The 12726-nt window shown below is 57.1% G+C and carries 11 protein-coding genes; 9 read left to right on the top strand and 2 right to left on the bottom strand.

Annotated elements, in window-relative coordinates:
- Positions 1-11: 11 nt before the first annotated feature.
- Positions 12-1082: a site-specific integrase gene (locus tag KW830_RS04635; protein ID WP_218332291.1), complete on the bottom strand. Its 1071-nt coding sequence runs from the start codon at positions 1080-1082 to the stop codon at positions 12-14.
- A gap of 115 nt (positions 1083-1197) precedes the next feature.
- Here KW830_RS04635 and KW830_RS04630 point away from each other — a divergent pair, with 115 nt between their 5' ends.
- On the top strand, positions 1198-2193 hold the full coding sequence (locus KW830_RS04630) for a DNA-binding protein (protein ID WP_218332290.1): 996 nt from the start codon (positions 1198-1200) through the stop codon (positions 2191-2193).
- A 106-nt stretch (positions 2194-2299) separates the two neighbouring features.
- On the opposite strand, the gene KW830_RS04625 is transcribed toward KW830_RS04630, so the two are convergent.
- Positions 2300-3097, bottom strand: a complete 798-nt coding sequence (locus KW830_RS04625; protein WP_218332633.1) for a SprT-like domain-containing protein — start codon at positions 3095-3097, stop codon at positions 2300-2302.
- A gap of 394 nt (positions 3098-3491) precedes the next feature.
- Here KW830_RS04625 and KW830_RS04620 point away from each other — a divergent pair, with 394 nt between their 5' ends.
- The 8 genes from KW830_RS04620 (at position 3492) to KW830_RS04585 (ending at position 12724) form a co-directional block, all read left to right on the top strand.
- Positions 3492-4634, top strand: a complete 1143-nt coding sequence (locus KW830_RS04620) for a porin (protein WP_255578078.1) — start codon at positions 3492-3494, stop codon at positions 4632-4634.
- A gap of 114 nt (positions 4635-4748) precedes the next feature.
- Positions 4749-6329: an esterase-like activity of phytase family protein gene (locus KW830_RS04615; protein WP_218332289.1), complete on the top strand. Its 1581-nt coding sequence runs from the start codon at positions 4749-4751 to the stop codon at positions 6327-6329.
- A gap of 286 nt (positions 6330-6615) precedes the next feature.
- Positions 6616-7545 (top strand): ParA family protein, encoded by a 930-nt coding sequence (locus KW830_RS04610; RefSeq protein ID WP_255578076.1) that lies wholly within the window; start codon positions 6616-6618, stop codon positions 7543-7545.
- A gap of 13 nt (positions 7546-7558) precedes the next feature.
- Positions 7559-9262 (top strand): hypothetical protein, encoded by a 1704-nt coding sequence (locus KW830_RS04605; RefSeq protein WP_218332288.1) that lies wholly within the window; start codon positions 7559-7561, stop codon positions 9260-9262.
- 22 nt (positions 9263-9284) lie between these two features.
- A complete protein-coding gene (locus tag KW830_RS04600; RefSeq protein ID WP_218332287.1) occupies positions 9285-9917 on the top strand; it encodes an STY4526/YPO1902 family pathogenicity island replication protein in 633 nt (210 codons plus the stop codon).
- Between the two features lie 28 nt (positions 9918-9945).
- Positions 9946-10368 (top strand): hypothetical protein, encoded by a 423-nt coding sequence (locus KW830_RS04595; RefSeq protein ID WP_192333350.1) that lies wholly within the window; start codon positions 9946-9948, stop codon positions 10366-10368.
- 15 nt (positions 10369-10383) lie between these two features.
- Entirely contained in the window at positions 10384-12060 is a 1677-nt protein-coding gene (locus KW830_RS04590; RefSeq protein WP_218332286.1) for a hypothetical protein, read from the top strand.
- Positions 12061-12286: 226 nt separating this feature from the next.
- Complete coding sequence (locus KW830_RS04585; RefSeq protein ID WP_218332285.1) at positions 12287-12724, top strand: hypothetical protein; 438 nt, start codon at positions 12287-12289, stop codon at positions 12722-12724.
- Positions 12725-12726: the final 2 nt, after the last annotated feature.

The following is a 12726-nucleotide window of genomic DNA, read 5'->3' as shown; positions in this document are numbered from 1 at the left end:
CCATCACCGGGCTAGTCCTCATCCATCATCCGCGCCGCCTGGTTGTGCAGCGCCGATTCCGCGCGGAAGTAGCCCAGCACCGTGGCCACGCTGTGGTGGCCGGTCAGGGCCATGGTTTCGGGCAGGGGTACATTGCGGCGCCCAGCCTCGGTCACAAAGCCGGAGCGCAGTGAATGCGCGGAAAAATCGCCTTCCACCCCCGCGAGTGCGCACCGCTCCTTGACGATGGTGCGCACGGCCGCAGGCGACAGCGGCTCCGCCACATGGCCGCCTTTGCGTATGCGGCGGAAGATGGCGCCGTCCACGATGCCGCTGGCCGTCAGCCATTCCTGCAGCGCTGCGCCGGCCGCACCCAGCACCGGCTTGTGGTTGTCGGGCACATCCATGCCCGACTGGTTGGTTTTGGAGTGGGCGAGGGTGTAGAGGTATTCCTGTGGTGCCACCCGGCGCAGATGGCGCATTTCGGCCTGCGCGACTTCAGAGCGGCGGCGTCCGCCGCTGGCCCAGGCAAACAGCAGCAACGCCCGGTCGCGCTTGCCGCGCAGGCTGTCGTCACAGGTGGCCAGCAACGCGCTCAGTACTTCCTTGGTGATGGCCGCTTTCTTCTGCGGCATGGCGCCACGTTTGGCGTAGGCCTTGCGCGTGCGCGCCATCAGCTCGCGCACATGCGTGTCCTGGCATGGATTGGGCCAGCCCTGGCTCTGGTGGTATTTGGACAGCACCGCCACACGGTGCACCAGCGTGTTGTGGGAGAGGGCGCCCATGCGGCCCTTGCGTCCCGCCTGCACCAGCGCTCGGTCCACGGTTTCCGGCAGTTCGCAGCGCAGGCCGGTAGGCGTCTGGCGCTCGGCATGGTCCACGATGAACTGGAGCACATGTGCCACATCCGTTGGCCAGACCATTTCTTCGCCATAGCGCAGGCGGTGCCAGGCCTGCCAGTAGCGCAGGGCACTTTGGTAGCTGGCTCGGGTGTTAACGGACTCTCCCTCGGCCAGCAGGTCCTTGATGGCGCTGACGGTGGCGTGGCCCAGTTGCACCGGAGTTTCCACCCCCTTTGTAGTGTCTGAGACGAGATATTGCATATGTATGATGTAGTGTTTGTTATGTTTAATACGTCACATGTATGTTGTTATATAATAATATTCAACAAATCACGATAACAATCACTTATCGATGGTAATCGAAAAGGATGTGGGCATGAACACCAGCAAAAGTACGCGAGGAATCCAGGAAGCCGATGTATGGGGTGCCGCAGACGCCCTGATCGCCCAGGGTCTGCGTCCCACGATCGAGCGCGTGCGCCAGCACATTGGCCGTGGCTCGCCCAATACCGTCAGCCCCATGCTGGAAGCCTGGTTTGCCACGCTGGGTGCCCGCCTGGGGGTGGCGGATTCAGCCCAGGAGCCGGCAGACGACGTGCCGGAACCGGTGCGCCAGGCCGCGCAGCTGATGTGGGTGAGCGCACTGGAGCAATCCAGGCAGGCAGCAGAGCAGCTGCTGCAGGAACGCGAATCGACCATTGCTGCGGCCGAGAAGACGGTCGCAGCCAATGAGCAGCACCTGGTTCAGCGCGAAGAGGCCATGCACCAGCAGAAAAAGGCCATGGACGACGCCATGAAACTGGCGCGCAGCCAGGCACAGGAGCTGTCGCGCCGCCAGGACGAGATGCAGCAGCTGCTGCAGGAGCGTGAGGCGCAGATCCAGGCGCTGCGCAACGAAGTGGCCGAGAAGAACCGTCTGCGGGAAGAAGACCACAAGCAGCACGCCGAAGCACTGCAGGCCGCATCCGCCGAGCGCCAGCGCCTAGCCGAACAGTTTGCCGGCAATGAACGCCGCATGCTGGCCGATCTGGACCGCGCACGACAGGATCTGGCCACAGGCAAAAAGCAGCAGGCCGAGGGCGAGCGCCGCCAGCAGGCACGCTACGAAGAACTGCACGAGCGCTTCGTGCGTTCCGAAGAAGAGCTGGTGCAAACGCGCGGAGCACAGCTGTCGGCCGAGCAGGCATTGCGTTCGGCCCTGGAGCGCATTGACGATCTGAAGGCCTTGGCCGCCATGCGCAGCCATGTGACGCAGCAGTCGCAGGCACCCATCCATCCTTTGGCCGATGCGGCTGCCGCGCGGCCACGCCTGGCACGGGCCCCGGCACGCAAAAACCTGCCTGCGCGAGCCCTGCGGAAGAACCGGAAATGAACCACCCTGGGGGCAGAACACCTCTCTGCCTCAAGCCTGATGCACCAGTGTGAGGTGCATCACTGAGAAAACAGCGCCTGAAATTTTCTTCTGCGTCTGGCTTCTGCTAGTTCAGAGCGACAAATCGGCTACCGCAGTCGCCACACACAATATTCAGGTTGGGCCTGCCCCAGACACTCAGCTTCGGACACCCGCCGCATGTGTATTTGATGCGGTTCGACTTGTTGGGTGCGGCCTCGGGGGCGGAGGGCACCTCGCCAACAGCAACTTCTGCGATGGGTTTGCGGCTGGGTCCACCAGGGCGAACCGCGCCGGCCAGGGCAGGGTTGTCTTTGATGGGGGCTGAAGCGCCCATGACACCGACCAACTGCGCAGACACGGTGTTTTGTCCCAGCTGCACGTGCTCTTCGGCAGGAAAGCGGTCGTACCAGCTCAACGAGAAATCACTGGTCAGAAGCGATTCACAAGCCACCAGGAAGCGGCCGCCGGCAACAGGGTAGTCGGCCATCATGTCCCCGGTGCGCCTGCCGCCAGGCTGGCCGGTGGAGGAGGGCATCAGGCCGATGGATTCCATCTTCTGTGCCCACTGCTCGTTGTGATAGCGGCCACGACCTGGCTGACCGAAGTGCTGCTGCCAGAGATGGGCCATCTCATGCACCAAGGTCTGCATGGTCTCCACCAGCGGGACAACCGCAAAGTAGGAGGGGTTGATGGCGATCTCGTCGGTCGTGGCCCCTTCGAGCGACGCAAATCGCGCGGCCGAGAAATACCCCACAGTGCGCTTTTCCCGCTGGAGCGTCAGGAGGCAGTGGGGCAACCTGCCATCAAACAACGCTTCATTGAAATGGTCGTAGGCCTGCTGCAACTCGGAGTAGGTCTGGTGTGTCGGAGCAGTACCGGGCATGGTGTTGGAGATCAATGGTTTGTATTGTGCAATACAAACTGCCCAAAAACATCTGACTGAACGGGTGGAGGAGGGGCCATCCAGTCGGCGCTTGCAGATGCAAGTCCATCGTGGTGCGGCACGCATTTGGCCTGGGCAAGCGCACGTGGTAACGCGACGATGCGACGGGTCAATCCCGGGACAGCACCGAACACCAGTGCCGTCTTGCAAGCCGAGCCCGAACGCAGCAAGACGGCCTTGACGCCGGAACGCGCACGGCATGCGCGGCGGCAGTGACTTTCACACCACACGAAATGACTGTCACAAACAGTACTTGTGCGTTGCTTAGAGTTTCCGCAGCGGTTGCAGAAAGCCACCGCCACTTCCTTTGATCAGTTCAGTTCGTATCTCGGCAATGAAAACTCAAAAAGCGCGCTCGCGCACCCTGGCACTCGTGATGGGCACGTTTGTCGCATCGACTTCCAGCTTGGCCTTGGCACAATCTTCCGTCACCGTTTTTGGCGTGGTGGACGTCGGCATCACCAGCGCCAAGTCCGGCAGCAACAGACTCAATGCATTGAACTCCAGCCAAGGCAAGACCAGCCTGATTGGTTTCCGCGGCAAGGAAGACCTCGGCGGCGGCAACCAGGCTGAGTTCTGGCTCGAAGGCGGCCTCAACCCCGACGCTGGTACCGGTGGCAGCAGCGGCTCTCTGGCTTTCGAGCGCCGCTCCACCATCGGACTGTCCAACAAGACCTGGGGTGAAATCCGCCTGGGTCGCGACTACACCCCCAGCTACAACATCTTCACCGCCTTCGGTGGCCCTGACACCACCACCGGCGTGCAGGCCAACCTGTTCCAGACCATCCGCCAGACAGCCTACAACGCCGCCAGCCAAAGCGGTACGGTGGATCGCACGCGCATCAGCAACTCCGTGAGCTATTTGCTGCCCCGCGACCTGGGCGGCTTCTACGGCCAGCTGTCGGCATCCTTCGGTGACGAAAATACTTCCGGCTCCGGCGCAAGCAAGGCCCGCAAGTACGTCGGCGGTAGCCTGGGCTACCGCTCCGGCCCGCTGAACATGGGCATCGGCTACGGCAAGATGTCCGGAAACCGTGCGGTGACCACCCCCAGCGCCATTGCCGCAACCAGCGACCTGGACGACTTGGCACTGGGCGCTTCGTACAACTTCGGCAGCTTCGTGCTCAGCGGCGGATACAACCGCCTGAAGTGGGAACCCGTCGGCACCGGAACATCCGGCAAGGTCGATGGCTTCTACCTGAGCGGCGCCTTGCCTCTGGGCCCGGGCAATCTCCGCATCAAGTACGCCAGCGCCAAATTCAGCGGAAATGCCACCGCCCTCACGCGCAGCGGCGGCAAGGCCGACAAGTATTCGATCGGATATGTCTACGACCTGTCCAAGCGCACCTCGCTGTACGCTGGTGTGGCGCACGTCAGCAACAAGAACGGTGCCAGCGTCGGCCTGATCGGCGGCCCCGCGGGTGTTGCCAATGCCAGCTCGAGCGGTGTGGACCTGGGCATCAGCCACTCGTTCTGAACGCCGCCAGCGTCTCTTCGTAGCGAACCTCCACCTTGGAACAGGCCCTTGCCCCGCAGGGCCTGTTTTTTGGGCCTTCCATCTTCTTCTCCCGCCATACCCGCGATACCCGCCATGCGCCACCTCAATTCTTCCTTCTGCCTGATGGCAGCGACTGCCGCTGCGGTCGCCTTGCTGAGCGCCTGCGCCGACACCCGTACGCTCCAGGTCACAGGCACCGAGACCGTCACGCAGACGACTGGCGTCGGCAGCATCAGCGCCATCGTCACGCGCCAGGATGTCCAGTTCGACGACAAGTTCTATTTCCCCTATGAAGGCAAACATCCCGCCACCAAGGCCGATTTCCCCCAAGGCTTTCTGCCGGCCTACGGTTCGGGCCTGGCCCTGAAGGGCAGGCGCGCCGACGGCACGCTGGAGTTCTACGCCATCACCGACCGCGGCCCGAACGCCACCACCGGCCCGGTCACGCAGATCACCGACGGCTCCAACCCCACGGGCTTCGCCAGTTCCACGGTGTTTCCATCGCCCAACTTCACGCCGTCCATCGGCGTGATCACGCTCGGCAAGGATGGCGCCAAGCTCGTCTCGACCCTGCCGATCAAGTTCAGCGCCACACAGAACGTCAATGGCCGGGTACAACCGCGCGGCATCACAGGCAACACGGGCGAACAGGTTCTGGACGACTCCTTCACCTATCCTGGCAATGCCAAGGGCTACAGCGAATTCGGCCTGGACACCGAATCCGTGGTGGTGGATGCAGCACGCAATGCGCTGTGGGTGTCCGACGAATACGGCCCCTTCATCGTGAAGATCGACCCGGCCACCGGCATCATCCAGAAGAAATACAAGCCCGGCACCGGCGCAGCCGATCTGCCTGCCATCCTCGCCAAGCGCCGCGCCAACCGTGGCATGGAGGGGCTGAGCATCGATGTGGCCAGCGGCAAGCTCCACGGCTTCCTCCAAAGCCCGCTGGACGATGGCAAGGCCGACTACACCAGCACAGCCGTTCCCGGCGCGACCGGCAAGTCGGAAAACGTGCGCGACTACGCCCGCTTTGTGCGCTGGGTGGAGTTTGACCCCACCACCGAGAAGACCCGCCTGTTTGCGTTGCCAGTAGACAGCAGTTGGTACAGCCAGGGCAAGACCGGCAACGCCAAGCTGGGGGATGTGGTCTCGCTGGGCAAGGGAAAATTCATCGCCATAGAGCAGGGCACGGGCAATGATAAAAAAGTCTTTAACGATCTGGTACTGATCGAGTTTCCGGCTAACGTGACCGACATCACCGCACTGGGCTCCGACCTGGAAAAAAGCAGCCTGACCGGCAAGCCGGTCAACGGCGCGGACTATTCCAAGATCGTGACGCTCAAGAAGACCCGGCTGTTCAACCTGAACGCCACCGGCTGGGTGGCCGAGAAGGCCGAGGGCCTAGCACTGGTCGACGACCACACCTTGGCGCTGACCAACGACACCGACTTCGGTGTTTCGCTGGCGGTGCTGGACGCCAGCGGGAAGGAGATCGAAGGCTCCGACGTCACCAAATGCATGGTGGACGCCGACGGCAAAATCGTGAACGACGGCAAATGCGCCAAGGGCGCGGCGAGCCTGCGCTTTGCCACCAACGACGTCAACGATCGCGCGCAGCGACTGTGGACCTTCCAGTTCAGCAAGAAGCTGAGCGAATACGGCGCTCTCTGAACAACAGCGGCTGCATGAGCACCACCATGCGCCCAGCGGCAACGCCGGGACGCATGGTGGTGTGCTGCAGCTTCGCTCAAAGAGATCCATGAGAAGTGATCGGGTGTTCCGAGTTCATAGCTGGGTATCGGCAGATGTGCGAGGTCACCAAACAACAAGACCGTGGAGGCCGGTGCATAAGCCTCAAGCTGGCGATCTGCTTCTCGTTTTCTGGCATCTCTGACAAGAATACGATGTGTATTTACTGACAACTTTGTGATGAGTTTTGGCATGTACGACAAGTTGAATGGATCAACCCATCAACGAGGTCAACATGCTCATCTTTACAATCATTTCCACAAAGGGTGGTGAAGGTAAAACCACCCACTCCGCCAACCTGGGCGGCTTGCTTGCCGACATCGGTTTTCGCGTCCTTCTCCTTGACGCTGATATTCAACCGTCCCTCTCGCGCTATTACGCGCTGTCTTACCAATCTCCCAACGGACTTACTCAACTGATGCGCTCGGGCTTTCTCACGCCCGATTGCATATCGCATTGCCTGTTAGCTCCCGCAAGCTACACAGGGAAACGTGCTCCGCAAATTCTGTCCGAAGGCCTTCTGCACATCGTTCAGTCGGACACCGAGGACGGAAAACTGCAGGAATGGATGGCCACGCGCAATCCCATGGATCTGGCGTTCCGTTTGAAGCGACCTCTGAAGCAAGACGCGATCAGTAGTGCCTACGACATTGTGATCATCGACACACAGGGTGCAGTTGGTCACTTGCAAGACGCCGCCATCATGGCCGCAGACATGCTGCTGGTCCCTGTTTCCCCGGACATGGTTTCCGCACGAGAGTTCATCTCGGGCACTAAAAAACTGATTGAGCGCCACGAGTGTGTGTCGAATCTGGGCCTGACCATGCCTCCAATGAAGGCGGTTCTCAGCCGCACAGAGAACACAACTGACTGCCGGCAAATCACCCAAATCATCAAAGAGAGCTTTATTGATTTGAGCGGTCGTATCACTCTGCTGGAAGCTTTTGTGCCGGCTGCTGTGGCTTATCGGAAAGCCGCAACATCTCAAGTGCCCGTCCACTGGATCGATCCAGTCAAAGCTTCAGACACCATGCACAGGCTGCTGTGGGAGCTCATTCCCAGCGTCGAAGGGCTGTATGCCCCAAATCACCGGGAATTCATCGACCTGAATAGCGCAACCGTCTCCGCCGATCAGTGATCCGGAGGTCCACATGCGCACTCCCGAAACGCTTACGGCGGTTCGTCGTGCTGAGCATCTAAAGCGGCAGCAAGCCGCTCAAGGCACAGCCACGCCTGCTGAATCTTCCCACCTTACACATCCACAGGAAAGCATGAACGCTCCTGCACCTACCGCCCAGCAAAAGCGCCTCGACGCAGCAAAGGCGGCACTTCATACCCCGACGCGCAACGCCACCGCGGGGATGGACCCCATGGACGAAGCAGACGGTGCTGTGACGATTTTGTCGATCGACGACATCGTCACATACAACCACAACCCGCGAAGCAAACCCAACCCCAAGCGTGCGGACATCAAGGCCAGCATGAAAGCGGAGGGCATCACCAACATGATCTCGGTGACTCGTAGGTCACCGAAAGACAAGTACTTCCCCTATGGAGGAGGCAACACACGGGTTGAGCTGGCCAAGGAACTGTTCGCTGAGGGCGATACCAAGTTCGCCACGCTCACAGTGATTACCAAGAAATGGCCTGGTGATGCCAAAGTTATTTCTGCCCACCTGGCAGAAAACGATAACCGTGGTGACATCACCTTCTGGGAGCGGGCAAAGGGGGTCATTAGTTTCAAAGAAGAATTTGAAAAGGAACAAGGTCGGCCTTTGAGTGCGGCAGAGCTTAATAAAGAACTGAAGGAGATTGGTCTCAATTACGGGATCAAGATGATTCAGAACTTTATTTTTGCAGTTGATGAATTGGAACTGATCGGCCCTTGGCTGCGTACCGAGGATTTGAATACCATTATTCGTCCTGCTGTCAGTGCCTATATCGAACTGTCGAAGAAGTTTGATAAGCAAAAAGAAGTTAAAGACCAGATGGAAAGCATCTTCTTGATGCATGGAAATGATCTGGAGACTCTTGATTCAAGCAACAAGGAAATAGATCCTGCTGAGCGCAAAGAACCATTTCTTGATATTCCTAGCCTAATAACAGACCTCCAATCGGTCGTATCAAAGGCCGTCGGTATCAATGTGGACAACATGCCTGCTGCCTTAGAGCTTTTGGCAAGTAATCCAAAAGCCACTGTGGAGGCTTTGAAGGCAGCCAAGCCCACTGATGATAAAGGTCCTCAAACACCTCGCAACCAAGCAAAGCAAGCTCCATTAGGAGGCATGCTTGGCAAGGTCCCTAACCAAGGAAGTGGTGCTAATTCTGAACAAGGTGGCACTGCAGCTGGTGGAGAGAGTAAAACTCTGGATCAATTTAGCAAGCAGCTCATTGCAGATATTTCTGCGCTGAATGCAATTGTTCCTGTTGCAGATTTCATCATTGCTGAAAACCGCCTGCCGTTTGGTTTCTTTGTGGATTTCCCTGAATCCATGGACTTCATAAATGACCAGAAGATTTCGGAAGAAATGGCCGGTCAACGTGAAGCATTGTGGCCACTTTTGGCATGCTTTAGTGGCCAAGCCAATGAAGCCTTGGCCAACTGTATGCCTGCTGAATCCAAATGGGTCCAGGCCAAGCTGGCTGGCTTGTCTGCGATGAAGGAGCGCTGCCAAGCGGCTGGCGTTGCCTTCAGCAACAACGGCACGCTCGTTGTGACGTCAATGCACATCTGGATGGTGTTGTCTCACCCCACGGTTGGTCCCGCATTTTCTGCTTTGCTCAAAACGCTCTCAGCGTTTCATCATCAGTTCCCCGAGAAATTCAGTTCTGATTTCAAACTGCTTTTCTCCTGAATTACCTTAGCTCTCCCTGGTCATGACTACGCGCAAGATTCCCGTCGATATCCAATCTAACGGTCAGCTCAATTTTTTGCTGTTGACGGAGATTGTTCGACTTATTGAAACAGAGCAGGGTCTTGACCAGTTACTAACTATGGGATGCGATGCTGAATTGATAGATCAATTAAGGCATCGCTCCACAAGAGATTTGATCGATGTTGCTTCGCGTATGCGCGGATTGAGCATCAGTTTTTCCCCACGTGAACTACTTCAGCAATTGGGGGGGCTGGACAGGCAGCGAAGAGATGACGAGCTGTGTGAATACTTCGTCATACATGGAGCCCCCCGCCAATTGCTTAAAAGACTATTTAAGCGCTCAGAAGATGAAATTCGCCGCTTGCGCGAGTCGCTGATTGGTCAAAGCAGCTCCGGCAGAACCGGAATGCCCAAAGATTTAGAAGTGCGAGATGAGATTCACAGAGCTTGGCACAGTATTACAGTCAATGCCCAAGAGGAATCTCTCCGAAACTGGTTATTTGAACTGCATCAGAAATTCCCCTCATTCACGATTGATACGCTTTATTCAACTGTCAAAGAGTTTGATGATGTTCCAGTTCGTTATGGAACGTTGTCTAGTAATAAATCAGTTGAAACCAAGCACTATTCCTGAATATTAAGATTTTAAAGAGAGCATAGATATGCAAGAAGCAAATCACATTCAATCAGCCATGATGCTCGAGTGGCTTGGGCAAGCACCAATTACCATTCACCGTGCATTTGTTGACCTGACTGGAAATGTTCTTGCGGCACTGTGGCTCTCCTACGCACTGGAGCGTGCACCAGGCAAGGATGAAACTGGCTCCGTGTTGATTGAGATGACCTCTGCCGAGTGCCAGAAAGCCACAGGCATCACACGGGCACAGCAGCAGACCTGCCGCAAATCGCTCGTAGATCTTGGGATCTTGGCGGAGGAGGGCGAGAAAGGCAGAGCGCTGCATTACCGCATCAATACCCAGCGCCTCATGGATCTTCTCGTGCAGCAAGTTCAGCCTCTGACGGATGCGTTGAGCTTGACTGACACCACGGCCACCTCCGGCCACCTCACTTCGCAGGCTTCCTAATCGGGGAGAGCTTCTGTGAGCGTGCAACCTCTGCTTGCCCCTTATGCCGCGACTCATAGCGGCACCCAGGCAAGCACAGCCCCCCCGGTGCGGTCCACGGTGCATGAAGAGATTCGCTTGCATCTGGATGAGCGTGGGTTTGTTCCATTTCATCCGCTTCTGGCAGAAAAGCTGGGCCATAAAGCAGCGATTTTCGTGGGCATGAGCCTGTATTGGACAAGGCACAGTTTGCGAAATCATCCCAAGCGAGAGGGATGGTTTCACATGTCCATTCAACAGTGGCAGCAGTCCATAGGTTTGTCTCGTACTGAGCAAGCCACTGTGCGCGAACTGCTGCTGACCGAAGGGCTCTTGGAAGAGAACCTCATTGGCCGGCCCGCAGTCATGCATTACCGGCTCAATGTGGCTTCTCTGACGAAGTTCCTGGCCCATAGTGACCAGGCTGTAAAACCCAGTTGGGAAACCGTCTCGAACTGGTTTCGCGGTTGCCAGAACTATTACAAGCCACTTGCCGATGTGGTCGGCAGTATCGCAGCCGGCCTCTATATGTCGTTCGTCCTGCAACGCCACCGTGAATGTCTGCTGCGTGGCCAGATCGACAACGGCTGCATCACAGTTCACCAGGACGAGATTGCCACCGCGCTGAGCTTGGGACCCAAGGTTCAACGCAATGCGCGGGAAAGGCTCAAGCGCTCGGGCTTGATTCAAGAAGCCAGCGCTGGCGGTTCGCTTTTGCGCATCAACATGGAAGCACTTTTGATGTGCTTGCGTGGGCAGGCCATCAAACCGCTGAAGCAAAAGCGCGGAGCTAAGTCAACGGCCGGCAATCCTGAGGAACGCCAAACTGCACCGGCTGCACCAATTCAAGGGCCTTCCCTTGATGGGCTCAGCGCATCTTTTCTACAGCTATCCCTGGCCTTGCCAAATAGTGCATCGAAGCCTTTGTCCAGCAGACCTCGTGACTTGCTCTTGGACTTCTTGTCATCGGATGAACCTGTCGGAAATCGACAGGTTCGAACTTCACCGACCAATGCGCTTGCAGTAGATACCGATAGCGAAAAATCCAAGCGCGACAGGGCCTTGCTGAGGATTACGGTACAGGGCATCGACCCTCAACCTGGTGCCGGAAAAAATGCCGTTTCCTGCAAACTTGATTCTGAAAATTCCGCCGTTTCCTGCAAACAAGAATTGCCGTTTCCTGCAACCTATATACAAGGGATAAATACAACTACAACTACGTTACGACGTAGTAGTAGTCCTAGAGAAGTTTTCCCCAAAGCAGACCCGAGTTCTTTGTTCATCACGAACAAGCTCAGTGACAACCAGCGAAATGGGGTGCTTGAGGTCCTGGGGGCAGTTCCTGAAGAACAACGCCAGCAACTGCTGGATGAACTTGAAGGCCATTTGCTAAACAAGGCAAAGGCAATAAACAACCCTGCTGGCTGGCTTTTTGGGCTCATCCGCAACCTGGGGACAGGCCCTGTTGTATTTGTGTACGCGAAGCAAGTTGCTGAGGATCGTAAGCAGCGTCAAGAACTGCTGGATCGCCAAAGCAAAAACGCAGGTGAGCAGCCGAAACTCGTGCCAGCACCAACCTCCAGCATTGATATGTATTCGCCTGAAGCGCGGGCTCGTAGAGCTCAGATTCGTGACCGGCAAACCGGTGGCCGCAAATTGCGGGGCGCACCATGAAAGACACCAATCATCCAGCACTGGTTGGCATGCCACGTCAAGTATCCCAATCTGGGACAGATGGCACGGCGTGCCAACTATCTCGGAAGTGGGACAGATGGCATGCCATGCCAACTATCCCGGAAATGGGACAGATGGCAAGGCTTACCAACTATCTCGGAAGTGCGACAGATGGTACGGCGTACCAACTATCTCAGAAGTGCGACAGACAGAAAGATGAGCAGTTATGAATGGGAATGAACTTTTTGCGCAGTTAATTCAGAGGATTCGCTCTTACAACGACTCCTGCGTTCTCTGGATTCTTTTGAAAGAATATGCCGACGAGAAGGAATATGCCGTTTCGGTATATCAATTGGCTGATGTCCAATTGGCTGGCGATCTCAAAAAGGATGCCGTTCATCGCTCCCTGCAGAAATTGCAAGAGCTTGGTTTCATTACGATCCGTGTTCGGCATAAATCTGAAACTCTTATCAAAGTGGATCGTGAAGCAGTGCTGAATTTGCTTCGCACTCCAATTGCTGAACGACTGCCGGCTGTCAGCAAAAAGGTGTTCCCATTTCTCGATGCATGGAATGCAGATTTGGCTCTGCGTGAATCTGGCGCACAAACAGATGGTAATTCTGGAGCAATCCAGGATTCAGATGATTCGAAACTGCCTGAGTAAAC

It is taken from the genome of Comamonas sp. CMM03 (assembly GCF_019218715.1).
Taxonomy (GTDB): domain Bacteria; phylum Pseudomonadota; class Gammaproteobacteria; order Burkholderiales; family Burkholderiaceae_C; genus Comamonas; species Comamonas terrigena.
The sequence above is the reverse complement of the archived record's forward strand: the minus strand, read 5'-3'. Positions and strand labels throughout refer to the sequence as shown.